The following is a 23,960-nucleotide window of genomic DNA, read 5'->3' on the forward strand; positions in this document are numbered from 1 at the left end:
GGTTCAGCCCGCCGAGGGCTTCACGGGCGGCGCCACGGCGTCCATCGGCTCGGTGTCGAGCAGCTCCGGCTTCAGGGCGGCGCCCTTGCCGGTGAGCCGGGCCACGAACATCGGCTGCACCAGGGCGTGGTCCTCGGCCCTGACCTGTGCCTTGCCCTTGACGCCGTCGAAGGTCCAGCCCTCCAGGGCCTTCACCATCGCGGCCGGGTCCGTGGCGCTGCCCTCGGCCACGGCGCGCACGATCATCTGGGCCGCGGTGAAGCCGTCCGGGGTGAACAGGTCGGGGGTGCCGCCGGCCTTCTCCACCGAGCCGAGCATGGCCTTCTCCGCCGCGTTGCCGCCGCCGGCGCCGGGGAAGTAGTGGGCCAGGAAGGACACCTTGGCCCCGGCCGCCCCGAAGACCGGGTACGAGGCCGTCCCGGCCAGACCGGTGACGACCTTGCCCGCGCCCAGCACGCCCTGCTGGTCCAGCGCGGTCCACAGCGCCGGGGCGGTGGAACCGGCCCAGGCCACGAAGACCAGATCCGGCCCGCCCGCCTTCACCTGCCGGGCGAACGGCGTCAGGTCCGTCGCGCTCGGCGGCGCCAGTACGGAACCCACCTTCGCGCCCTTCGCGCCGAGCACCGCCTTCACCGCGGCGACGTTCGCCTGGCCGAACGTGGAGTCCTGGGCGAGCACCGTGACCTTCTTGCCCTTGGCGTCCCCGAGCATCGCCCCCGCCGTCAGGATGTCCTGGTAGGACTGGCGGCCCGAGCGGAAGGTGTAGTCGTTGATCCCGGTCACCGCGTCGGTGGCGGCCGGTCCGCTGATGTAGAGCACCTTGTTCTGGGCGGCGAGCGGCGCCATCTGGAGGGCGACGCCGGAGTCGGTGGTGCCGGCCAGCACCTTGTAGCCCTTGCCGATCAGGTTCTTCGCGGCGGAGACCGCCTTGCCGGGGTCGCCCGCGTCGTCCTGCTCCGTGACCTCGATGCGGTGGCCCGCGACCTTGCCGGTGCCCTTGGTGGCGTAGTCCAGGCCCGCCATGAAGCCGTCCCGGTACTGCTTGCCGTAGTCCGCGAGCAGCCCGGTCCTTGAGTAGACCAGCCCCACCTTCACGGCCGAGGCGCTGCCGGACTTCCCGGACCCGGCGTCCTCGCTGCCCGCCTTGCCGGCGGCGCTGCACCCGGTCAGCAGCAGTCCGGCCACGGCCAGTGCGGCGACGGCCGGCAGGGCCGCGGGCCGGACGGCGCGGGTGGTGCGGGCGGCCCCGACGGTGGTGCCGGCTCTGCTCGTGCTGCTGCTCGTTCTGCTGGCTCTGCGACCCATGACGACCGGCTCCTCGGCGTGTTCCTGTGATGTCGCCGAACCGTATGAACACCGTGCCGTCGTCGATATGGTGCAGGGCACCTCACCTGACCGGGGAGGCGTGTGGGCACCGCACATGGGCGGTGCCCGGGGGCCGCTCAGCGGGGCGGGTCCGGTGACGTCACGTCGATCAGCTGGCACACCGTCTCGATGTCTATCTTCACCTGCGCGATCGACGCCCGGCCGGACAGCCAGGTGATCAGTGCCGAGTGCCAGGTGTGCTCGATCACCCGGACGGCCGAGAGCTGCTCCGGTGTCGGGTGCTCAAGCCCCATCGCGTCCAGGATGATCGCCGTCGTGAGCCGCGAGACGGTGTCCACCTCGGGGCTCACGCTGCGGTCCGCGAAGGTCAGCGCGCGCACCATCGCGTCCGCCAGATGCGGTTCCCGCTGCATCGCGCGGAACGCCCGCATCAGGGTGTCGGCGACCCGGTCCGCCGCGTCGGCCCCGGCGGGGGGACGTTTGCGCAACGTGCCGTGCATGTGCTGGAGCTGGTCCTGCATGGTGGCGACCAGCAGGTGGACCTTGGACGGGAAGTAGCGGTACAGGGTGCCCAGGGCGACCCCGGCGGCCTCCGCCACCTCGCGCATCTGGACGGCCTCGAATCCGCCCCTGCTGGCGAGCTGCGCACTGGCGTGCAGGATGCGGCGGCGGCGGGCCTCCTGGCGTTCTGTCAGGGGCGGCGATGCCGGTCTGGCTTCCGCTGTCATGTGTCCCATCCCCGTGGCTTCTGTCCGCGACCGCGAGGACGCGAGGGCCGGTCCGGCGGCGCACAGCATGCCAGGGTGTGTGCCGTGGCGCGAATCACCTGATCCGGCCGTTGCACCGTCGCTACCTGCCGGTAGATTCGTAGCTCGTTGAACGATCCGGTCTATAACTTGTTCTAGATTAGCGTGAGCGGTTACGCTCCGGCGAACACGCAGTGAGAAGGGGGCCGAGTGTGACCGCTGAGGCCATAGAGTCGGGCCCCCGCACGGGCGTCGGTACGTCGGACACGGAGGCAGGCACCGAAGGCGACCGGCCGCTGCGCATCGCACTCCTCACCTACAAGGGCAACCCCTTCTGCGGCGGCCAGGGCGTCTACGTACGCCACCTCGCCCGCGAACTCGCCCGGCTCGGCCACAGCGTCGAGGTCATCGGCGCCCAGCCCTACCCGGTGCTCGACGAGGGCGTCCCGCTCACCGAACTGCCGAGCCTGGACCTCTACCGGCAGCCGGACCCCTTCCGCACCCCGAAGCGCGGCGAGTACCGCGACTGGATCGACGCCGCAGAGGTCGCCACCATGTGGACCGGCGGATTCCCCGAACCGCTCACCTTCAGCCTGCGCGCCAGACGCCATCTCGCCGCCAGGCGCGGCGAGTTCGACGTCATCCACGACAACCAGACGCTCGGTTACGGGCTCCTCCCGGACCTCGGCGCCCCCCTCGTCACCACCATCCACCACCCCATCACCGTCGACCGGCAGCTGGACCTGGCCGCGGCACCGAACCGCCGCCGCCGCGCCTCCGTCCGCCGCTGGTACGCCTTCACCCGGATGCAGAAGCGGGTCGCGCGCCGGCTGCCGTCCGTGCTCACCGTCTCGGGCTCGTCCAAGCAGGAGATCGTCGAACACCTCGGGGTGGACCCCGGCCGCGTCCACGTCGTGCACATCGGCGCCGACACGGAGCTGTGGTCGCCCGACCCCGCCGTCGAAGAGGTCGAGGGCCGCATCGTCACCACCTCCAGCGCCGACGTACCGCTCAAGGGCCTCGTCCACCTGGTCGAGGCGCTCGCCAAGCTCCGTACCGAGAACCCCGCGGCGCACCTCGTGGTCGTCGGCCGCCGGGCCGAGGACGGGCCCGTCGCGCAGGCCATCGAGCGGCACGGGCTCGGGGACGCCGTCGAGTTCGTCAAGGGCATCAGCGACGCCGAACTCGTCGACCTGGTGCGCGGCGCCCAGATCGCCTGCGTCCCCTCGCTGTACGAGGGCTTCTCGCTGCCCGCCGCCGAGGCCATGGCCACCGGCACCCCGCTCGTCGCGACGACCGGCGGAGCGATCCCCGAGGTCGCGGGCCCGGACGGCGAGACCTGCCTGGCCGTGCCGCCCGCCGACGCCGGGGCGCTGGCCGACGCGCTGGGCCGGCTGCTCCGCGATCCCGCGCTGCGCGAGCGGCTCGGGGCGGCGGGCCGCGCCCGGGTCCTCGCCCGGTTCACCTGGAAGCAGGCGGCGATCGGTACCGCCGCGCTCTACCGGGAGGCCATCGCCGCCCGTGCCGCCACCCGGCCCGACGGCCGCCGCTGACTCCGCACCGCCCCGGACGCCCCGGCGTCCCGCCCCCTTCGAACCCCGACCGCGAAAGCAGGCATTCGTGCTGACCGTGGATTTCACCCGCTTCCCGCTCGCCGCAGGTGACCGAGTGCTCGACCTGGGCTGCGGCGCCGGACGCCACGCCTTCGAGTGCTACCGGCGCGGCGCCCAGGTGGTGGCTCTCGACCGGAACGGCGAGGAGATCCGCGAGGTCGCGAAGTGGTTCGCCGCGATGAAGGAGGAGGGCGAGGCCCCCGAGGGCGCCACCGCCACCGCGATGGAGGGCGACGCGCTCAACCTGCCGTTCCCCGACGAGTCCTTCGACGTCGTGATCATCTCCGAGGTGATGGAACACATCCCCGACGACAAGGGCGTGCTCGCGGAGATGGTCCGGGTCCTGAAGCCCGGCGGCCGGATCGCCGTCACGGTGCCGCGCTACGGCCCCGAGAAGATCTGCTGGACGCTCTCCGACGCCTACCACGAGGTCGAGGGCGGCCACATCCGCATCTACAAGGCCGAGGAGCTGCTCGCCCGGATGCGCGGCGCCGGACTCAAGCCGTACGGCACCCACCACGCGCACGCGCTGCACTCGCCCTACTGGTGGCTGAAGTGCGCCTTCGGCGTCGACAACGACAAGGCGCTGCCGGTACGGGCGTACCACAAGCTGCTCGTCTGGGACATCATGAAGAAGCCGATGGCGACCCGGGTCGCCGAGCAGCTGCTCAACCCGGTCGTCGGCAAGAGCTTCGTCGCCTACGCGACCAAGCCGCACCTGCCCGCCGCGGCGGCCACCGACGCCCCCGCGAAGACCGGCGACTCCGTCAGGTCAGAGGCGTGACACTTCCCGAGCGGACCGAACACCTCGTACTGCCCGGAGTGCTCACCGCCGGACAGGCCGCCGAGACCGTCGCCGCGCTGCTGGCCGTGCAGCGCGAGGACGGCGCGCTGCCCTGGTTCCGGGGCCACCACCTCGACCCGTGGGACCACACGGAGGCCGCCATGGCGCTGGACGCCGCGGGCGAGCACGAGGCCGCGGAACGCGCCTACGAGTGGCTGGCCCGCCACCAGAACGGCGACGGCTCCTGGTACGCCGCCTACCACGACGGCGACCCGCGGCGGCCCACCGACCGGGGCCTGGAGACCAACTTCTGCGCGTACGTGGCCGTCGGCGTCTGGCACCACTACCTCGCCACCGGCGACGACGCGTTCGTCGACCGGATGTGGCCCACCGTCTTCGCCGCCGTCGAGTTCGTGCTGAGGCTCCAGCAGCCCGGCGGCCAGATCGGCTGGAAGCAGGAGGCCGACGGCACCCCGGTGACGGACGCGCTGCTGACCGGCTGCTCCTCCATCCACCAGGCACTGCGCTGCGCGCTCGCCATCGCGGAACGCCGCGAGGAGCCGCAGCCCGACTGGGAGCTGGCCACCGGCGCACTCGCCCACGCGATCCGCAGCCACCCGGAACGCTTCCTGGACAAGAGCCACTACTCGATGGACTGGTACTACCCGGTCCTCGGCGGCGCGCTCGAAGGACCGGCGGCCACCCGGCGCATCGAGGAGGGCTGGGACCGCTTCGTCGTCCCGGACCTCGGCGTGCGCTGCGTACTGCCCAACCCCTGGGTGACCGGCGGCGAGAGCTGTGAACTGGCCCTGGCGCTCTGGGTGATGGGCGAGTCCGACCGGGCCCTGGAGATCCTCCAGTCCATCCAGCACCTGCGGGCCGGTGACGGGATGTACTGGACGGGGTACGTCTTCGAGGGCAACCGGGCCTTCTGGCCGGAGGAGCGCACCGCCTGGACCGCCGGTTCGCTGCTGCTGGCGGTGGCCGCGCTCGGTGGGGACGAGGCGACCACCGCGGTCTTCAGCGGGGAGCGGCTGCCGAAGGGGCTGGAGCCGGACTGCTGCGGCTGACGTCCGGCCCCGGGCTTCCTCAGCGGCGGATGCGGCCCGCGACGGCGTGCCCGATGAACAGGTACACGACGGCCGCGAGGCCGTAACCGGCGACGACGTTGGCCCACGCCTTGTCGAACGTGAACAGGTCGTACGACCAGCCGGCGAGCCAGCGTGCGCTGTGCCGCACGAACTCGACCAGGTCGTTGCCCCGGTTCGCGTCGAGCAGGTACATCAGGATCCAGAGGATGATGATGAAAGCCATGATGTCCGCCACCACGGCTATGACACGTGCTGCGGTGCTGCTTCCGTTGCCTCTTCTGTACGCCATGGACACCGGATTGCCAGTTTCCCCGGGGTGAAACCCGGACGGCGCACCCCGGTGGCGGGTGGTCCGCGCCGGCGTGAGCCTGGCTGGGGAGTGCCGGGCTCCGGCACTCCCCAGTGCCGTGCCCGGGAGGCCCGCCGTGCCCCGTTCCGTACCGTTCCGCCGCCTGTTCATGGCATTCCTGCTGTCCTGCGCCGTGCTGATGGCCACCACCGCGTGCGGCGGCGACGACAGCACGACGAGCAGCAGTTCCGCGTCGCCCACGGGCACGTCGTCGGCGGAGGCGCAGAAGTTCGCCAAGACCCGGTTCGTCGCCAACGCCGGGCTGGCCGCGGGCGCCACCTACCAGTGGGTCGTCAAGCCGTACCGGGCGGGCAAGTTCAAGAAGGGCGCCGACGGGCGGACCTTCGCGCTCGTCAAGGCCGGACTCGCGGGCGGCTTCGCCTACAACCGGCTCAAGGCCGCCACCGAGAACGCCAAGGGCGACCCGCTCCTCTCGAAGGCCGTCGCACCGCTGACCGCCGGGATCGCCTCGCTCAAGGGCATGGCCACCAAGCTCCGCAAGGGCGAGGCGGGAGCGGGCGACATCGGCGCCTTCGAGAGCGTCATCAGCTCCATCAAGGACGCCGGGAAGAGCGCGGGCGCCGAGGTGAAGGACAAGGTCCCGTCCGCCTCGCAGCTCGGCGGATAACTTCTGGGACCGGGGCCGCGGAGACCTTAGGCTGCGGCCATGAACCCTCTCACCCATGAGCGCTACTGTGACGAAATCGTCCTGAGGACGGACGCGTTGAGGTCCGCGGTGGCCGACGGCGACCTCGACGCGACGGTACCGACCTGCCCCGACTGGACGCTGCGCGATCTCGCCGTCCACGTCGGCGGCGCCCACCGCTGGGTCGGTGAGATCGTGCGCACCCGGGCCACGGAGGAGGTCCCGGACGAACGGGTGCCGCACTTCACGCCGGACGGCGACGACCCCGACGTGCTGGACGCCTGGCTGGCGGAGGGGGCTGCGCGGACCGCCGGAGCGCTGCGGGAGGCCGGACCGGAGCTGCCGGTCTGGTCCTGGTCCTGGGAGCGCACCGCCGGGTTCTGGGCCCGGCGCATGGCGATCGAGACGGTCGTCCACCAGGCGGACGCCGCCCTGACCGCGAAGGTGCCCTACGCGATGGCACCGGAGCTGGCGGCGGACACCATCGACGAGTGGCTGGACATCGTCGCCTTCGCGGCGAGCTCCGGATACGACCCGCAGGCGGCGGAGCTGCGCGGCGGCGGGCGCTCCATCCATCTGCACGCCACCGACGTCCCCGGTGCCGAGTGGCTGATCGAGTTCGGCGAGGACGGCTTCACCTGGCGCCGTGCGCACGAGAAGGCGACCGTGGCCCTGCGGGGACCGCTCACCGACGTGATGCTGGTCTTCAACCGCCGCCTCGCCCCGGACAGCGACCGGGTCGAGGTCCTGGGCGACGCGGAGCTGCTGGACTTCTGGCTGGCGCGGTCGTCCTTCGGCTGACGGCCGGTGTGCGGGCCGGGCGCCGCTGGGCCAAGCTGGAACGGCAGCCCGTCCCCGTCCGGCGAGGAGGTTCCGATGGACCCGGTCAGGGCCCTGGAGCGGATCGCCTTCCTGCTGGAACGCGGCGGGGCCGACACCTACCGCGTACAGGCCTTCCGCACGGCCGCCCGCACCGTCGCCGCCATGGCCGAGGGGGAGGCCGTCCAGCGGGTGACGAACGGCTCGCTGGAGCGGGTCAAGGGCATCGGCCCCCGGACCGCTCAGGTCATCCGGGAGGCGGTGGCCGGGGAGGTGCCCGGCTACCTGGAGGGGCTGGAGACCGAGACCGAGGAGCACGGGCCGCTCGCGGAGGGCGGCGAGCGGCTGCTCGCGCTGCTGCGCGGCGACTGCCATCTGCACTCCGACTGGTCGGACGGCGGCAGCCCGATCGAGGAGATGGGCCGTACGGCGGCGGAGCTCGGCCACGACTGGGCGGTGCTCACCGACCACTCGCCCCGGCTGAAGGTGGCCAACGGGCTCTCGCCGGAACGGCTGCGGGAACAGCTCGACGTGGTGGCCGAACTCAACGAGCGCTGGGCGCCGTTCCGGCTGCTCACCGGCATCGAGTGCGATATCAACCTGGACGGCACCCTGGACCAGGAGGACGAACTGCTGGCGCGGTTGGACCTGGTGGTCGTCTCCGTCCACTCCAAACTGCGGATGGACCCCGGGCCGATGACCCGCCGCCTCCTCGCCGCCGTCCGCCACCCGCGGGCGAACGTCCTCGGACACTGCACCGGCCGGCTGCTCACCGGCCGGGGCCGCCCGGAGTCCCGGTTCGACGCGGAAGAGGTCTTCGCCGCCTGCGCGGAGGCGGGCACGGCGGTGGAGATCAACTGCAGACCCGAGCGGCTCGACCCGCCCAGGCGGCTGCTGCGCCAAGCCGTCGCGGCGGGCACCCTGTTCGCCGTCGACACCGACGCGCACGCCCCCGGCCAGCTCGACTGGCAGATCCACGGCTGCGCCCGCGCGGAGGAGTGTGGGGTCCCGGCGGAGCGCGTGGTGACGACGTGGACGGCGGACGAGCTGCTGGCCTGGACGGGGGACGGCGTGGTTCCGGACCGGGCGGCTACAGACTGAGCTCCGCGAGCACGCGCAGGGTGTGCGGGTCCGGCGCGGTCACCAGCAGGTCGGTGACCGGTCCCTTGCGCCACAACTCCAGCCGCTCCGCGATGCGTTCGCGCGGTCCGATCAGTGAGATCTCGTCCGCGAACGCGTCCGGGACGGCCAGCACGGCCTCCTGTTTGCGGCCCTCCAGGAACAGCTGCTGGATCCGCCGCGCCTCCTCCGCGAACCCCATCCGCGCCATCAGGTCCGCGTGGAAGTTGCGGGCGGCGGCGCCCATGCCGCCGATGTAGAAGCCGAGCATCGCCTTCACCGGCAGCAGCCCCTCCGCGACGTCGTCACAGACGTGCGCGCGGGCCAGCGGCGCGATCATGAACCCGTCGCGCAGGCCGGTGAGCGAGGTCTCGTACACGTCGGGGCGCAGCGGCGACCAGTACAACGGCAGCCAGCCGTCCGCGATCTTGGTGGTCTGCGCGATGTTCTTCGGGCCCTCCGCGCCGAGCAGCACCGGGAGGTCCGCCCGCAGCGGATGGGTGATCGGCTTCAGCGGTTTGCCGAGCCCGGTGGCGTCCGGCCCGTCGTACGGGTGGGAGTGGAACCGGCCGTCCAGCGCGACCGGTGCCTCGCGGGCGAGCACCTGGCGCACCACGTCGACGTACTCGCGGGTCGCGGTGAGCGGGCTGCGGGGGAACGGCCGCCCGTACCAGCCCTCGACGACCTGCGGTCCGGAGAGCCCGAGGCCGAGCATCATCCGGCCGCCGGAGAGGTGGTCGAGGGTCAGCGCGTGCATGGCGGTCGCGGTCGGGGTGCGGGCCGCCATCTGCGCGATGGCGGTGCCCAGCCGGATGCGGGAGGTGTGGGCGGCGATCCAGGTCAGCGGGGTGAAGGCGTCGGAGCCCCAGGCCTCCGACGTCCACACAGAGGTGTAACCGAGATCCTCGGCCTCGCGGGCGAGGTCGAGATGGGCCGGGTCCGGGCCGCGGCCCCAGTATCCGAGAGCGAGTCCGAGCCGCATTTTGCTGCCTCCCAGTGTCCCTGGCGATCTGACGCTTCATCAGATGTAGCCGGAGGGTACGACAGCGGCCCCCCGCCCGGAAGGGGCGGGGGGCCGCTGTCGGTGGTGCCGTTGTGCCGGGTGTCAGCCGCGCTGGATGCCCGTGGTGTCCTGGAGCACACCACGACGGCCGTCCTGGGTCTGGGCGATGAGGCCCGGACCGCGCTGCTCCACCGCGAGGTACCAGGTGCCCGGAGCCAGTTCGGCGATCGGGGACGGCGAACCGTCCTCGCCGTACAGCGGACGGGCCACCGGAACCGCGAACCAGAACGGGGTGAAGTCACCGGCGGGCGCGGCGTCGGCCGCCGGGGCCTGCTGGGCCGGCGCGGCCGCCTGCTGCGGCTCGGGCTGACCGGGCTGGCCGGGCTGCTGTGCGCCGTACGGCTGCGGCTGGCCGGGCTGCTGACCGCCGAAGGACGGCTGCTGCTGCGCGCCCGGGTAGCCGTAACCCTGGCCGGGCTGCGGGTGACCGCCGTACGGCGGGTGCACGGCCTGCGGCTTCGGGGCGCCCGCGAGCGGGGCCTTGAGCGCCGGAACCATCGGGGACGCGACCGCGGCACCCGCCAGCACCAGAGAGGCGATCATGCCGAGGATCAGACCGGCGCCGGCGTCGATCGAACCGAGGTCGAGGATCGTCCACAGGAGGTGCCAGGCGGTGATGACCGTGGCGGCCACACCGAACGCGGCCAGGTCCAGTCCGAGGACCTTGCGCGGCTGGGGCTGCGAGCGCGAGAGCACGATCAGCGCCGCGCCGGCCACCCCGACCAGGTAGACGCCGATCGCGATGCCCAGCGAATCCCAGGCATTCGGTGCGTCGATGCTGGAGTTCCCATAGGAGTAGTAGTCGAGGAAAGAGGCGATGAACAGCACGACCGCTGCTCCGATCACCACGCCATCGCCTCGACTGAGGGAGCGGATATTCACGTGAAGGTCCTTAATAGGTCGTCTCGTCGGGGCGGTCGTCGCTGCCACCGATACGGCGGGCACGGCGCGAAGCTCGGGGGCGGCTCCCCATCGTACGGATGAATCTATCGTCTGCCCGGTCGGGTTGTGCCCCCTGTCCGGACGTTGGCCGGGCATCCCCCCGAATTCATCGCAGAACCACCCCTTACTACCCGTTGAGGTAGCTGCTGATGCCGTCGGCGATGCCCTGGGCAGCCTTCTGGCGCCAACTCGCGCTGGTGAGCAGGGCCGCGTCCTTCGGATCACGCATATTGCCGCATTCGATGAAGACTTTGGGCACGCTGGACAAATTCAGTCCGCCCAGATCCTTACGGGTGTCCAGTCCGGTATTGCCGCCGATGTAATTGGAAGGCGCACTTCCGGTAGCCCGGACGAAGAGTCCGGCGATACGCGTACCGAGATCGCGCGACGGACCGACGATCTTGGAGGTGTCCGCGCCGCCGCCGCGCACCGATGCGGGGAGGATCACATGGAAGCCCCGGTTCCCCGCCGCCGATCCGTCCGCGTGGACCGAGACGACCGCGTCGGCCCCGGCCTTGTTGCCGATCCGGGCGCGTTCGTCCACGCACGGGCCGAACGGCCGGTCGTTGTCGTACGTCAGCACCACCTTCGCGCCCTGCGCCTTCAGCAGCGTGCGCATCCGGTGCGCCACATCGAGGGTGAACTCGGCTTCCGCGTAACCGCCGTTGGTGGAGGTGCCGGTGGTGTCGCACTCCTTGTGCGTGGTGCCGATGCTCACCTGGCGGGCGATCTCGGCGGTGTGCAGGTGGTTGCGCGGGTTGTGCCCGGGGTCGATCACGACCGTCTTCCCCGACAGCGGCCCGGACGGGGCGTCCGGCGCGGACGCGGAGGGGGCGGGCTTCCGCCCGGCGGGGGCCGCCGGGCCGCTGCGCGCCGGCGAGGGGGAGGCCGGGGCCGGTGCGGAGGCCGTCGCGGAGGACGGCGACGCGGCTTCGGGGCCCGGCCGGGCCTGCGCGGTGTCACCGCCGCCGCAGCCGGTGGCGCCCAGACACAGCACGGTCAGCGTCGCGGCGGCGAACAGGGCCGGGCGGCGCGGGGTGGGGGGAACGCTCTTGTCGTCACGCACCCGGCGATGCTATCCGGCGCCCCGTCCGGCGTCCGGAGGCCTCGGGACCGGTACCGGGGGCTGTCAGATCCCGGGCCCGGTGCGCCGCAGGACCCGCAGCGAGTCGGTGACCGAGATCTCGGTGAACGCCCCGGAGGCCAGCGCCCGCAGATAGATCCGGTACGGGGCCTGCCCGCCGTGCGCCGGGTCCGGGAACACGTCGTGGATCACCAGCAGCCCGCCCTCCGCCACGTGCGGGGCCCAGCCCTCGTAGTCGCCGTTCGCGTGCTCGTCGGTGTGGCCGCCGTCGATGAAGACCAGGCCGAGCGGGCCGCCCCAGACGGCCGCGACCTGCGGGGAGCGGCCCACCAGAGCCACCACGTGCTCCTCAAGACCGGCCGCGTGCAGCGTCCGGCGGAAGGTGGGCAGCGTGTCCATCCGGCCGACCTCCGGGTCCACCACGGTCGGGTCGTGGTACTCCCAGCCGGGCTGCTGCTCCTCGCTGCCCCGGTGGTGGTCGACGGTGAGGGCCGTGGACCCCGCGGCGCGGGCGGCGTCCGCGAGCAGGATGGTGGAGCGCCCGCAGTACGTGCCCACCTCCAGCAGCGGCAGCCCGAGCGCGGCGGCCTCCGCGGCGGCCGCGTACAGGGCCAGCCCCTCCACCACCGGCATGAAGCCCTTGGCGGCCTGGAACGCGGCGAGAATCTCCGGCTTGGGCTCGGCGGCCACGGGGTTCCTCCAGTTGGGGCGGGATACGGGGACGGGGCATGTCAACGGCGCCCCATCGTGCCGTACGCCCCCGCCGCGGCCTCGCGCGGGGTCCGTCCGGCCGCGGGGGTGTGCGCCGCCCCCGCGGCCGCCGGATCAGCCCTTGAAGGCCGCCCGGCTCAGCCCTTGAAGGCCAGCGACACGGGCCGGGAGGCGTTCCCGTACGCGTCGACGGCGACGACGTCCGCGCGGTAGCGGTGGCCGGCCACCGCGTCCGTGACCGGGATGTCCAGGGCGTTGGGGCGCGGCATGAAGTAGAAGTCGGACAGCACCTTGGACGAGACGGCCTTCGCGCCGGTCGTCGTGTCCGTGATGTCGACCGTGTAGTGGTGGACCATCTGGTCGTCCCTGGCCTGCGCGACCCGCAGCGCCGTGCCGCGCCCGGCGACGCGCACCGCCGTCAGCGGCTTGCGGGTGGTGAACTTCGGGGCCACCGTGTTGCGCCGGTCGGCGGTGTAGCGGAAGTTGTCCTTGATCTGCTGGTTCGTGCGGCCCTTCAGCCGTACCGTCCAGCCGGGACCGCTCAGCGTGCCGGCGCTCGCGTACGGCGGCTGCCAGCTCGCCGACCACTGGCCGCCGGTGTAGATGTCGTGCTTGTCGGCGGCCATGTTGAGCCGGTCGATCTCGGTGCGGTCCTTGTAGACCTCGACGAACAGCGCCTGCGCGGTGGGCGCCTCGAAACGGTCCGCGAGACCGTCCTCGGTCACCATCCGGTAGCCGTGGTCGACCTCCACGTACGACATCGAACCGTCGTTGACGGAGGTGAAGTCGCCCTGGTACATGGACCGGTCGTCGTTGTTGTTGAGGTGCGAGTGGCCGGAGAAGAGGATCGCCTGCGGGAAGGCGCTCAGGTCCGCCGCCAGCCCCGGGTTGGCGGCCTGCTGGCCGTCCATCGTGGTGCCCGTCGTGGGCCGGTGGCCCTGGACCAGGACCGGCTTGCGGGAGGCTCCCGGAGCGGTGGTGAGCGCGGCCAGCCGGCTCTTCAGCCAGGCGCGCTGCGCGCTGTCGCCGTCGTACGTCTCGGTGTTCACCGTGAGCAGGTGGACGCCCTTGACGTCGGACTCGTAGTACCCGCCGCCCGAGTCGGGGAACCAGGCCTTCGGGTAGCCGGCCCGGATCGCGGCGAGGCTGTCGTCGTGGTTGCCGTTGGACAGCAGCACCTGGGTGCCGGTCATGCCCTTGCGCTTCAGGTTCGCCCGGAAGATGTCGGAGACGATGCGGTGGTCGGGGCCCTTGCCGTCGCCGTTGTCGTTGATCATGTCGCCGTTGGACAGGATCGCGTCCGGGTGCGGGAAGACCGAGCCGATGGTGTCGAAGAAGCTCTCGTACTTCTTGTCGTTGTTCTTGTGGTCCCCGACATGGACGTCCGACATGACGACGAAGCGGGCGAGCGGCTTCTCCTTCGTCTTGATCAGATAGCCGTACGCGACGGGCACACTGGCCCGGTTGCCGTGGAAGGCGACGGCCGTGACGTTGGTGTCCTCGGCGATCCGCAGCGGCCGGCCGGGGGAGTAGGCGCGGCTCTCCCGGGTCGGGGTCGAACCGTCCAGCGTGTAGCGGACGGTCTCGCCGTGCCCGGCGCGGAAGTTCAGCGACACCGTGTGGTCGTACCGTCCGCCGGGGACGCTGACGCCGGGTGCGGCCGGCGGACCGGCGGGCTGCGGCCGGGCCTGCGCGGCGGCCGGGGCGGCGAGCGCCAGGCAGGAGGCGGCGATCACGAGCGGGGTGAGTCTCACGGGGGTTCCTTCTCTGCGCGAAATCGTGATAACGGACCGGTAACCGGTCTGAACCATCGACGTTAGGCAGCGCGGACCAGCCGGAGGGGAGGGCCGGCTGGCCTTCCGGTGAAGTGCCCGTGAATGTCCGTGGTGCGCCCCCCCGTGGGACGCCGTACGCCCCCGCGGACGAGGTCTGCGGGGGCGTACGGGTGGGGTGAGCCCGGGTCGGGGCGGGCCCCTGGCGGAGCCGTGACGGAGGGATCAGCAGCTCTGCCAGAGTCGGGTCATGACGCGGACGCCGAAGCGCAGTCCCTCCAGCGGGACGCGCTCGTCCACGCCGTGGAAGAGGCGGCCGTAGTCCAGGTCGTGCGGGAGCTTCAGGCCCTTGAAGCCGAAGCAGCGGATGCCGAGGTGGGTGAAGGCCTTGGCGTCCGTACCGCCGGGGTTGCAGTACGGCACCGGGTGGCCGTCCGGGTCCTCCGCGCGCACCGCGTCGCACATGGCGTCGACGAGCGGGCCGTCGAAGGTGGTCTCCATCGCGATGTCGTGGTTGACCCACTCGCGGCTCACCGACGGGAGGAGCAGCTTGTCGATGGTGTCGATCAGCTCCTGCTCGTGGCCGGGCAGGAAGCGGCCGTCGACGCGGGCGGTGGCCTTTCCGGGGATGACGTTGGTCTGGTAACCGGCGTTGAACATGGTGGGGTTCGCGGAGTTGCGGAGCACCACCTGCATGAAGTCGGAGACCGGGCCGAGCTTCGCGAGGCTGCCCTCGATGTCGTTCTCGTCGAACTCGACACCGTAGAGCCGGGCGGCCTCTTCGAGCAGCGCGCGGACGGGTTCGATCAGCCGGATCGGGAAGGTCTCGCGGCCGATCCGGGTCAGCGACTCCGCGAGGTCGGTGACCGCGTTCTCGTCGTTGGGGGAGGAGCCGTGGCCGGCCCGGCCGGTCGCGGTGAGCTCCATCCAGGCCATGCCGCGCTGGGCGTTCTCGATCGGGTAGAGGCGCCGGGTGTCGTCGATCGCGAAGGAGAACCCGCCACCCTCACCGATGGCTTCGGTGACCCCGGCGAACAGCTCCGGGCGGTGCTCGACGAGCCAGTGGGCGCCGAACTTGCCGCCCGCCTCCTCGTCCGCGAGGAAGGCCAGGACCAGATCGCGGGCGGGCTTCGTACCGGTGCGGGCGAAGTGCCGGGCGGTGGCCAGCATGACGGCCACCGTGTCCTTCATGTCGATCGCGCCCCGGCCCCACAGGTAGCCGTCCCGGATCTCGCCGGAGAACGGCGGCACCTGCCACTCGGAGGCATCGGCGGGGACCACGTCCAGATGGCCGTGGACCATCAGCGCGCCGCGCTCCGGGTCGCGGCCGGCGATCCGGGCGATGACGCTGGCCCGGCCCGGCGCGGACTCGACGAGCTCCGATTCGATGCCCACCTCCGCGAGGCGGCCCACCACCCAGTCGGCGCTGGCGCGCTCGTCGCTGGTGGGGTTGGAGGTGTCGAACCTGATCAGTTCGGCGCAGAGGTCGACGACCTCGGCCTGCGCCTCGTCGGAGGCGGGGACCAGGGGTGCGGTGGAATCGGTGGTGCTCATGCTGCTCCCACGGGGGTGCTGGTGCGGGCGTCGGGGGCGGTGCCGTCCGCGCCGTCCTCGTCGTCCAGGGTGGAGGTGCCGTACGGCTTCACCCAGCCCAGCAGGCCGAGCACGCAGTACAGGACGAAGGCGGTGGCCAGCGAGTTCAGGGCCGGTATGCCGCCGTCGTAGAACTTGCCGACGCAGAAGGCCACGATCCAGATGACGATGGACATCGGCACCCAGGTCGGCGAGGTCTTGGGCAGGGTCTGGGATTCCCGGGTGTCGTCCAGCGGCTTGCGCATCTTCTTCACGACCCAGTACTCGGCCACGATGATGCCGCCGATCGGCGGGATGGCGACCCCGAGGATCGTCAGGAACTCGGTGAAGTGGGTCATGATCCCGACCGCGGACAGCAGCGTGCCGGCGACGCCGAGGACGATGGTGACCGCGCCGCGGTGGACGCGCTTGCCGAAGACGACCTGGAAGAAGTTGACGACGCCGAGCGAGGAGCCGTACAGGTTCCAGTCGTTGATCTTGGCGGTGGACATCAGGACCACGATCACGCCGAAGGCACCGGAGGTGGAGAGCACGATGTGCGAGACCTCGTTGCTCTTCACCAGGTGGCCGAGCAGCACACCGGTCAGCCCGACGATGTACTCGGAGAGGATCATCGAGGAGGCGCTCTGCAGGAAGACGTGCGAGCCCTTGCGGTTGTAGCGGGTCATCTCGGGGGAGACGATCGCGCCGGTCATGTAGCCGCCCGCGATGGCGGTGGCGGCGACGGCGAGGGGGATCGTGTCGCCGGGCGGCGGCGAGTGGATCAGGTCGCTGAACGAGTGGTCGCTCAGGGTCCGGATGACGGAGAAGGCGACCATCGCGAAGAACAGCGGCGTGACGATCTTCGCGAAGTTGGCCATGTACTTGAAGCCGAAGATCACCAGGGCGGTGATGGCGATGCCCGCCAGCACGCACCACATCCAGGACGGTCCGCCGACCAGCGCGGAGACGCTGTCACCGAAGATCGTGTTCTGGACGCCGAACCAGCCGACCAGGCTGACCGCGATGACGAAGCTGACCAGCGCGGAGCCGTTGCGGCCGAAGCCCACCCAGCGGGTCAGCATCGGGGTCGCGAGGCCCTCGCGCATACCGGCCAGGCCGATCGCGAAGATCACGATCTCCAGGATCACCGCGCCGAGCGTGAAGGCGAGGAAGGCGTTGCCGAAGGTCATGCCGACGCCGATGGTGGCGCCCAGCGTGAACTGCGAGATCGAGCCGGACTGGGCCAGCCACTGGAGCAGCATGGACCAGAAGCCGAACCGCTTGTCGCGCGGGACGCGCGAGAGCGAGTAGTCGTCGCTGCCGATGCTCTTGGTCTCGTTGACCGCGGCGTCGGCCGGAGGGGCGGCAGCCATCAGGACTCCTGGGGTGTGCGGCCGAGGGTCTGCAGGTGGGACAGCGACCCGTAGCGGTTGACGAGGTTGTCGAACTCCACCGCGTCGTGGAAGTCCAGGTGGCCCGCGCCGTAGGCCTTGGCGACCTCCACGGCGTAGCGGGCGGCGGAGGCGATGTCGCTCTCGTGACTCGCGCCCGTCTGGCAGCCCGGCACTGCAGCGGCCGAGGTGACCGCGAGGCCGACCACGGGGGCGGCCGTGGCGGTGGCGGGCTGGAGGATCGAATTGATGTGGTGTGCCCCATTACCGTACGGGGTGATGTCCTGTGTGGTCACGGGGTACGTGACCAACGGCTCACCGGTCACCACGGCCAGCAGCTCACCGAGCTGCTCGCTGACCCGGAGCACCCAGCCCTCCTTGACGGTGGGCGACAGGGCGAGGCCCTTGTGGTTGATGATGCGGTTGCCCTTGGTGGTGTCGATGGAGAGCACGGCCTCCATGGCGTCGGTCACCTCGTGGCGGTTCATGGTGGCGATGTCCACGGGCGAGCCCATGAACGGCACCGGGTCGTGCGGCTCGGTCGGGGCGTCCGGGCAGATGTGCGTGGCGACGATCACATCGCCGGGCAGCACATCGCCGCGGCGGCGCATGTCGAGCAGCTTCGCGGCGGTGGCGACGGCGGAGACGGCCCCGTCGGCGTCGGAGACCATCCCGATCATCTCGGGCCGGGCGCCGATGCCGCCGAGCCGGCCGACCACACCGAGGGTGCGGGCGGTGCCGCCCGCGGTGCGTCCCCGGGAGCCCGGGATGCGGACCATCACGAAGTCCGTCGAGCCCCGCTCGCCGGTGACCGTGGTGACCTCGGCGGACGATCCCTCGGCCCCAGCCACGGAGTCGAGGTACTCGACGACCGTCTTCCCATTGGCCTGCGGGTCGTCGAGGAGGTCGACGATGTCCAGTACGTACTTCAACATGGGGGGCCTTTCTCGCGCATCCATCACACCCGTCCGGCGCCCGGCAGGGAGTGGGACGCCGGACGGGGTGCTGAGAGCAGATTCGGGATCGGATAGCGTTGAACGCAACTGTTTCCCGTTATCTGCAATTCAGGTCTGAATGGTGAGATGGGTGAAATGACGATGGCGGACTTCGATCTGGACCGGCGGACCCCGGCCGGTGCCCTGCAAACCGTCGACCGGGCGCTCCTCGTGCTGCTCGCGTTCGAGCGGACCAGACCCGACTGGGGCGTCACCGAGGTCGCGGAGGAGTTCGGCTGGGACACCTCGGTGGCCCAGCGGCTGCTCGCCACCCTCGCGGGCCGGGGCTTCCTGGTCTCCGACCCGGCCACCCGCCGCTACCGCATCGGCCCCGCCGTGCTGCGCCTGGGCAGGCTCTGGGAGCGCTCCGGATCGCTGGAGCTGCTCGCCGGACCCGTCCTGGAGGAGCTGCGCCGGGTCACCGGCGACACCGTGCTGTTCTGCCTGCCGGACAGCTTCCACATGCGGTGCGTGGCCGCGGAGGAGGGCGAGACGGGGCCGCTGCGCTACTACCCGCTGGTCGGTGAGCTCTACCCGGCGCACGCCGGGGCGACCAGCAAGTCGTACTACGCCTACCTGCCGGACGAGCAGCGCCACCGGCTCTTCCGGGGCCGCCCGATGGCCCGGTTCACGGACCGGACGGTGACCGATCCGGATCTGCTGGAGGAGGAGCTGCTGAAGGTGCGCGCCCAGGGCTACGCCTGGACGGTCGGTGAGTACGACGCAGGCATCGCGACCGTTGCCGTACCGGTCTTCCTCGGACGCGAACCGTACGGAAGTCTCAGTCTGGGCGGCGCGAAGGAACGGTTCGAGGGGGCGCCGGAGAACCGGCTCGACGCGCTGCGCAAGGCGGCCGACATGCTGGAGAGGCGCCTCACCCATCCACCGCAGCGCCCCAAACCCCGCTCCCGCCGCACGACCTGACCGGCAGCCGGACCCGCTCCACCCGCACGACCTGACCCAAGAGAACCAAGAGGAACCCCGTGAATCTGCTCCTGCTCTCCAACTCCACGCAGTACGGCTGCGGTTACCTGGAACACGCCCTCGACACGGTGCGGGCGTTCCTGCCCGCGGAGGCCCGGCTCGCCTTCGTGCCGTACGCGCTCGCCGACTACGCGGCGTACACCACCCGGGTCCGCGACGCCCTGGAACCGGCCGGCATCAGCGTCCGCGGCGTCCACGAGAACGCCGACCCGGTCGCCGAACTCGCCGCGTCCGACGCCGTGTTCATCGGCGGCGGCAACTCCTTCCGGCTGCTCAGCGCGCTCTACCGGACCGGGCTGCGCGACGCCGTGACCGAGGCGGTGCGCGAGGGGCTGCCGTACATGGGGGCCAGCGCGGGGACGAACATGGCCGCGCCCACCCTGCGCACCACCAACGACATGCCCATCGTGCAGCCGCCGTCCTTCGAGACGCTCGGCCTCGTCCCGTTCCAGATCAACCCGCACTACCAGGACCCGGACCCGGACAGCACCCACAAGGGCGAGACCCGCGAGGAACGGCTCACCGAGTTCCTGGAGGAGAACGACGTCCCGGTGCTCGGGCTGCGCGAGGGCTCATGGCTGCGGGTCAACGGGCGTCAGGCCCGGGTCCAGGGCGCCCGCCCCGCCCGGCTGTTCACCCGCGGCGCACAGCCGCAGGAGCTCCCGGCGGGGACGGACGTCTCTCATCTGCTCACGACGGCACCGAGGTTCGACGCGCCGGTGCGCTGAGCGTCAGCACCAGATCGGTCTCGGCGGGCCGGCCGCTCGCCGGATGCGCCGCCGGGTAGGCGCGCGGCGCGTATCCGGCGGCCGATCCGGCCAGCACGAAGCTGCCGCCGGCCGGGGCGGCCAGCGCGTACCGGCCCTCCGCGTCCGTCGTGGTGAGCCCGGCCTGGCGGCCCTGCCGGTCGATCAGGGTGACGTTGGCCCCGGCCACCGGCGTCCCGTCCGGGTCGGTGACCCGGCCGCGGAAGCCGGAGCCGGGCAGCGGCAGCGGGAGGCCGGACAGCCGGGCCGTCTCGTCTCCCGCGCTGCTCGCCAGCAGGACCGGCGCGGCGGCCGCCCGCTGCGAGGGCAGGAACGCGGCCAGCACCAGACCGGCCAGCACCGCGCCCGTCGCGATCATGAACGAGGTGCGGAACCCCTGCATGCTGGGCACCGCGACGGACCCCATCCGCGTCGAGGTGTGCGCCAGCACCATGCCGATCACCGCGCTCGACACCGAGGTGCCGATGGAGCGCATCAGGGTGTTGAGCCCGGTCGCCGCGCCCGTCTCCGAGGCGTCGACGGCCCCGATGATCAGTGCGGGCAGCGAGGAGTAGGCGAGCCCGATGCCGGCGCCGAGGACGACCGCGATCACGACGGTCTGCCAGGCGGCGCTCATCAGGCCGAGCCCGGCCCCGTATCCGATGGCGATGACCGCCATGCCGAGCATCAGCGACACCTTGGGGCCGTACCGGGCGGACAGCCGCGCGTACAGCGGGGCGACGAGCATCATCGTCAGGCCCAGCGGCGCCACGCACAGCCCGGCGACGACCATCGACTGGCCGAGCCCGTAGCCGGTGGACACCGGCAGCTGGAGCAGCTGCGGCAGGACCAGCGAGACGGCGTAGAAGGCGACCCCGACCATGATCGAGGCGAGGTTGGTGAGCAGTACCTCGCGGCGCGCGGTGGTCCGCAGATCGACCAGGGGTGCTTCGCTGCGCAGCTCGAACACGCCCCAGGCCAGCAGCACCACCAGTCCGGCGGCGACCAGCCCGAGGGTGGTGGGGGAGGTCCAGCCCCAGTCGCTGCCCTTGGTGATGGGCAGCAGCAGGAGGACCAGTCCGGCCGAGAGGCCGAGCGCGCCGGTCATGTCGAACTGGCCGGGGGCCCGCAGTACGGGTTCCGGCACCGCGAGCACGGTGAGCCCCATGGCGAGCACGCCGAGACCGGCCGAGCCGAAGAAGAGGGTGTGCCAGTCGGTGTGCTGGGCGACCAGGGCGGCGGCGGGCAGCGCGAGTCCGCCCCCGACCCCGATCGAGGAACTCATCAGGGCCATCGCGGAGCCGAGCTTCTCGCGCGGCAGCTCGTCGCGCATGATGCCGATGCCGAGCGGGATGGCGCCCATGGCGAAGCCCTGGAGCGCGCGGCCCACGATCATGATCACGAGGTCGTCGGTGAAGGCGCATATCAGGGAGCCGATCACCATGACGGCGAGGCTCGCCAGCAGCATCCTCCGCTTGCCGTTGAGGTCCCCGAGCCGCCCCATGATCGGCGTGGAGACGGCTCCGGCGAGCAGCGTCGCCGTCATCACCCAGGTGGCGTTGGACGGGTCGGTGTCGAGAAGGGTGGGCAGGTCCTTGATGACGGGGACGAGCAGGGTCTGCATCACCGCGACGGTGATACCCGCGAAGGCGAGCACGGGGACGATCCCCTTGCCGGTCTTCGACGTCCCCGGATCAGGAAGCTCCGCGGACTGCTGTTCGTGCGTCGTCTGTGGCATACGTGCGGCCTCCGGGCAGCGGAAGAGGGGGGACGGGGAAGGCGTGCGGGCTGTGCGGGCCGTGCTGCGGGCAGCTCCGCCCGCCAAGTGTGTGCACGGTGAAACCTTCCGCATGTCCGAGGTATTCCGGTGAACGGGGTGCGAACAGGACACAGTCGCGGCCGGGGCCCGGCGTCCGGCCGGAAACAGATGCCGATCTGACCTTCCGTCAGATTGAAACGTGTTCTACTCTTGCGCCGTTCCAGTGGCTGCGACCGGCGAGGATCCGCATGGGCATCGGAATCACCGAAGAACACAGGGAGCTCGCGCGGGCCGTAGGAGGATGGCTCTCGCGCGCCGTACCGCCCGGGGAAATCCGCAAAATTCTTGACGCGGACGCCCCCGCTGCCACCGGCGCACGCCCCGAATACTGGGACGGCCTGGCGGACCAGGGCCTCCTCGGCGTCCATCTGCCCGAGGAGTACGGGGGACAGGGCGGCGGACTGCTCGACCTCGCCGTCGTCCTCGAAGAGGCGGGCCGCGCCGCGCTCCCCGGCCCCTGCCTGGCGAGCACCCTCGCCTCGGCCGTACTGCACGCGTCGGACCCGCGCACCCCCGGCGCGGACGAACTGGTACGTGACCTCGCCGCGGGTCGCCGCATCGGGGCCGTCGCCCTCGGCCCCGGCAGCCTCACCGCCGTCGAGCAGGAGGACGGCCACCTGCTCGACGGGGAACTCCCGCCGGTCCTCTCCGCCGACGGGGCCGATCTGCTGCTGCTCCCCGCCGCCTCGGTCACCGGCACCCGCTGGTTCGCCGTCGACACCTCGGCCCGGGGGCTGACCGTCCGCCCGCACCGCAGCGCCGATCCGACCCGGCCCACCGCGGAGGTCAGGGCAGAAGGCGTCCTGGTCCCCGCCGGGCGGCTGCTGCCCACCGACTCCGCGCTCGTCCGCGACCTCGCCGCCGTACTCCTGGCCGCGGAGGCGTGCGGCACCGCGGCCCGTTCGCTGGACACCGCCACCGAACACGCCAAGGTCCGCGAGCAGTTCGGCCGCCCCATCGGACAGTTCCAGGGCGTCAAACACCTCTGCGCGGACATGCTCGTACGGGTCGAGCAGGCCCGCGCGCTGGCCTGGGACGCCGCCCGCGCGGCCACGGAGACCCCGGAGACACGGTCCATGGCCGCGGCCCTCGCCGCGTCGACCGCCCTGGACGCCGCGTACACCTGCGCCAAGGACGCCATCCAGATCCTCGGCGGCATCGGCTTCACCTGGGAGCACGACGCCCACCTCTACCTGCGCCGCGCCCTGGTCGCCCGGCAACTGCTCGGCTCCGGCGACGTCCACCGCCAGCGCGCCGTCCGGCTCGCCGCCGCCGGGGCCCGCCGCAGCCTCACCCTGGAGCTGCCCCCGGAGGCCGAAGCCCACCGCGCGGCGGCCCGCGAGGCCGTCGCCGCCGCCCGGGGCCTGGACCCCAGGGCCGCCCGCAGCGCCCTCGCCCCCACCGGCTACGCCGCCCCGCACCTGCCCGCGCCCTACGGGCTGAACGCCGGCCCCGTACAACAGCTCGCCGTACAACAGGAGTTGCGCGAACAAGGGGTGAAGCTCAGCGACCTCTCCATCGCCACCTGGGTGGTGCCCTCGCTCATCGCCCACGGCACGCCCGAGCAGCAGGACCGCTACCTCCTGCCCACCCTGCGCGGCGAACTCCAGTGGTGCCAGCTGTTCTCCGAACCCGGCGCCGGATCCGACCTCGCCTCGCTGCGCACCAGGGCCGAACGCGTCCCCGAGGGCTGGCGGATCAACGGCCAGAAGGTGTGGACGAGCGCCGCCCAGTGGGCCGACCACGGCATCCTGCTCGCCAGGACGGACCCGGACGCGCCCAAGCACCGGGGGCTCGGCTACTTCCTGGTCGACATGAAGAACACCGAGGGCATCGACATCCGCCCGCTGAAGGAGATCACCGGCGACTCCCTCTTCAACGAGGTCTACTTCGACGACGTGATCCTGCCCCCGGACGCCCTGGTGGGCGAGGCCGACGGCGGCTGGCGGGTCGCCCGCAACACCCTGGGCAACGAACGCGTCCACATGGCCGACCAGATGTCCTTCGACACCGGACTCGAAGCCCTGATCGACCGCTCCGCCGGACTCGACGGCGCCTGCCGCGCCCGGATCGGAGCACTCGCGGCGGAGGCCCACGCACTGGCCTGCATCGGGCTGCGCACCACGCTGCGACAGGTCTCAGGACTTGAGCCGGGCGCGGGCGCCTCCGTACGCAAACTCATCCAGACCGCCCACCAGCAGAAGGTCGCCGAACTCACCCTCGAACTGCTGGGCCCGGCGGGCGCGGTGGCGGAGGGAGCGGGGGAACGGGCCGTGCACGGATTCTTGATGTCCCGCTGCCTGACCATCGCGGGCGGCACCACGCAGGTTCAGCTCAACGTCGTCGCCGAGCGCATCCTCGGCCTGCCCAGGGACTGAAGGGAAT

The 23,960-nt window shown here is 71.8% G+C and carries 21 protein-coding genes; 9 read left to right on the top strand and 12 right to left on the bottom strand.

Features of this window, described 5'->3' with window-relative positions; translation table 11 throughout:
• Nucleotides 1–3: 3 nt before the first annotated feature.
• Together ACFVQ0_RS20470 and ACFVQ0_RS20475 are read right to left on the bottom strand one after the other, a co-directional pair.
• Nucleotides 4–1,305, bottom strand: a complete 1,302-nt coding sequence (locus ACFVQ0_RS20470; protein WP_390089931.1) for a substrate-binding domain-containing protein — start codon at nucleotides 1,303–1,305, stop codon at nucleotides 4–6.
• A 137-nt stretch (nucleotides 1,306–1,442) separates the two neighbouring features.
• Nucleotides 1,443–2,054, bottom strand: coding sequence for a TetR family transcriptional regulator (locus ACFVQ0_RS20475; RefSeq protein ID WP_390089933.1), 612 nt, complete (start codon nucleotides 2,052–2,054; stop codon nucleotides 1,443–1,445).
• A 230-nt stretch (nucleotides 2,055–2,284) separates the two neighbouring features.
• Between ACFVQ0_RS20475 and ACFVQ0_RS20480 the strand changes: the two genes are divergently transcribed.
• The 3 genes from ACFVQ0_RS20480 to ACFVQ0_RS20490 all read left to right on the top strand — a co-directional run bounded on the left by ACFVQ0_RS20480 (nucleotide 2,285) and on the right by ACFVQ0_RS20490 (nucleotide 5,539).
• Entirely contained in the window at nucleotides 2,285–3,625 is a 1,341-nt protein-coding gene (locus ACFVQ0_RS20480) for a glycosyltransferase family 4 protein (protein ID WP_390089935.1), read from the top strand.
• A gap of 67 nt (nucleotides 3,626–3,692) precedes the next feature.
• Nucleotides 3,693–4,469 carry a class I SAM-dependent methyltransferase gene (locus ACFVQ0_RS20485; protein WP_390089937.1) on the top strand — a complete coding sequence of 259 codons (777 nt, stop codon included), beginning with the start codon at nucleotides 3,693–3,695 and terminating at the stop codon, nucleotides 4,467–4,469.
• Nucleotides 4,466–5,539, top strand: coding sequence for a prenyltransferase (locus ACFVQ0_RS20490; protein ID WP_390089939.1), 1,074 nt, complete (start codon nucleotides 4,466–4,468; stop codon nucleotides 5,537–5,539). The genes ACFVQ0_RS20485 and ACFVQ0_RS20490 overlap by 4 nt, the downstream gene beginning before the upstream one ends.
• Before the next feature lie 19 nt (nucleotides 5,540–5,558).
• On the opposite strand, the gene ACFVQ0_RS20495 is transcribed toward ACFVQ0_RS20490, so the two are convergent.
• Nucleotides 5,559–5,849, bottom strand: a complete 291-nt coding sequence (locus ACFVQ0_RS20495) for a hypothetical protein (protein WP_390089941.1) — start codon at nucleotides 5,847–5,849, stop codon at nucleotides 5,559–5,561.
• Nucleotides 5,850–5,985: 136 nt separating this feature from the next.
• Here ACFVQ0_RS20495 and ACFVQ0_RS20500 point away from each other — a divergent pair, with 136 nt between their 5' ends.
• From ACFVQ0_RS20500 to ACFVQ0_RS20510, 3 genes are all read left to right on the top strand, one after another.
• Nucleotides 5,986–6,537, top strand: coding sequence for a hypothetical protein (locus ACFVQ0_RS20500; RefSeq protein WP_390089943.1), 552 nt, complete (start codon nucleotides 5,986–5,988; stop codon nucleotides 6,535–6,537).
• Between the two features lie 39 nt (nucleotides 6,538–6,576).
• Nucleotides 6,577–7,356: a maleylpyruvate isomerase family mycothiol-dependent enzyme gene (locus ACFVQ0_RS20505; protein ID WP_390089945.1), complete on the top strand. Its 780-nt coding sequence runs from the start codon at nucleotides 6,577–6,579 to the stop codon at nucleotides 7,354–7,356.
• 75 nt (nucleotides 7,357–7,431) lie between these two features.
• Nucleotides 7,432–8,475 carry a PHP domain-containing protein gene (locus ACFVQ0_RS20510; RefSeq protein ID WP_390089947.1) on the top strand — a complete coding sequence of 348 codons (1,044 nt, stop codon included), beginning with the start codon at nucleotides 7,432–7,434 and terminating at the stop codon, nucleotides 8,473–8,475.
• On the opposite strand, the gene ACFVQ0_RS20515 is transcribed toward ACFVQ0_RS20510, so the two are convergent.
• From ACFVQ0_RS20515 to ACFVQ0_RS20550, 8 genes are all read right to left on the bottom strand, one after another.
• Nucleotides 8,465–9,475 (bottom strand): LLM class F420-dependent oxidoreductase, encoded by a 1,011-nt coding sequence (locus ACFVQ0_RS20515; RefSeq protein WP_390089949.1) that lies wholly within the window; start codon nucleotides 9,473–9,475, stop codon nucleotides 8,465–8,467. The two genes, ACFVQ0_RS20510 and ACFVQ0_RS20515, sit on opposite strands and share 11 nt — an antisense overlap.
• A gap of 123 nt (nucleotides 9,476–9,598) precedes the next feature.
• Complete coding sequence (locus tag ACFVQ0_RS20520) at nucleotides 9,599–10,405, bottom strand: hypothetical protein (RefSeq protein ID WP_390089951.1); 807 nt, start codon at nucleotides 10,403–10,405, stop codon at nucleotides 9,599–9,601.
• A 220-nt stretch (nucleotides 10,406–10,625) separates the two neighbouring features.
• Nucleotides 10,626–11,564: an N-acetylmuramoyl-L-alanine amidase gene (locus ACFVQ0_RS20525; protein ID WP_390089953.1), complete on the bottom strand. Its 939-nt coding sequence runs from the start codon at nucleotides 11,562–11,564 to the stop codon at nucleotides 10,626–10,628.
• A 63-nt stretch (nucleotides 11,565–11,627) separates the two neighbouring features.
• Entirely contained in the window at nucleotides 11,628–12,272 is a 645-nt protein-coding gene (locus tag ACFVQ0_RS20530) for a class I SAM-dependent methyltransferase (RefSeq protein ID WP_328867241.1), read from the bottom strand.
• 158 nt (nucleotides 12,273–12,430) lie between these two features.
• Nucleotides 12,431–14,047: a chitobiase/beta-hexosaminidase C-terminal domain-containing protein gene (locus ACFVQ0_RS20535; protein WP_390089955.1), complete on the bottom strand. Its 1,617-nt coding sequence runs from the start codon at nucleotides 14,045–14,047 to the stop codon at nucleotides 12,431–12,433.
• 243 nt (nucleotides 14,048–14,290) lie between these two features.
• A complete protein-coding gene (locus ACFVQ0_RS20540) occupies nucleotides 14,291–15,619 on the bottom strand; it encodes a M20/M25/M40 family metallo-hydrolase (protein ID WP_390089956.1) in 1,329 nt (442 codons plus the stop codon).
• Nucleotides 15,616–17,013 carry a cytosine permease gene (locus ACFVQ0_RS20545; RefSeq protein WP_390089958.1) on the bottom strand — a complete coding sequence of 466 codons (1,398 nt, stop codon included), beginning with the start codon at nucleotides 17,011–17,013 and terminating at the stop codon, nucleotides 15,616–15,618. Before ACFVQ0_RS20545 ends, ACFVQ0_RS20540 begins: the two co-directional genes overlap by 4 nt.
• Entirely contained in the window at nucleotides 17,013–17,966 is a 954-nt protein-coding gene (locus ACFVQ0_RS20550; RefSeq protein ID WP_390089960.1) for a DUF1177 domain-containing protein, read from the bottom strand. The genes ACFVQ0_RS20545 and ACFVQ0_RS20550 overlap by 1 nt, the downstream gene beginning before the upstream one ends.
• Before the next feature lie 156 nt (nucleotides 17,967–18,122).
• On the opposite strand from ACFVQ0_RS20550, the gene ACFVQ0_RS20555 reads away from it, so the two are divergent.
• Both ACFVQ0_RS20555 and pepE read left to right on the top strand, forming a co-directional pair.
• A complete protein-coding gene (locus ACFVQ0_RS20555; RefSeq protein ID WP_390090726.1) occupies nucleotides 18,123–18,950 on the top strand; it encodes an IclR family transcriptional regulator in 828 nt (275 codons plus the stop codon).
• Nucleotides 18,951–19,009: 59 nt separating this feature from the next.
• Nucleotides 19,010–19,738: a dipeptidase PepE gene (gene pepE / locus ACFVQ0_RS20560; RefSeq protein ID WP_390089962.1), complete on the top strand. Its 729-nt coding sequence runs from the start codon at nucleotides 19,010–19,012 to the stop codon at nucleotides 19,736–19,738.
• Here pepE and ACFVQ0_RS20565 read toward each other — a convergent pair.
• Nucleotides 19,701–21,494: an MFS transporter gene (locus ACFVQ0_RS20565; protein WP_390089963.1), complete on the bottom strand. Its 1,794-nt coding sequence runs from the start codon at nucleotides 21,492–21,494 to the stop codon at nucleotides 19,701–19,703. The two genes, pepE and ACFVQ0_RS20565, sit on opposite strands and share 38 nt — an antisense overlap.
• A gap of 269 nt (nucleotides 21,495–21,763) precedes the next feature.
• Between ACFVQ0_RS20565 and ACFVQ0_RS20570 the strand changes: the two genes are divergently transcribed.
• Nucleotides 21,764–23,953, top strand: coding sequence for an acyl-CoA dehydrogenase (locus tag ACFVQ0_RS20570; RefSeq protein WP_390089965.1), 2,190 nt, complete (start codon nucleotides 21,764–21,766; stop codon nucleotides 23,951–23,953).
• Nucleotides 23,954–23,960 lie beyond the last annotated feature (7 nt).

This window comes from Streptomyces sp. NPDC057900, from assembly GCF_042887885.1.
GTDB lineage: Bacteria > Actinomycetota > Actinomycetes > Streptomycetales > Streptomycetaceae > Streptomyces.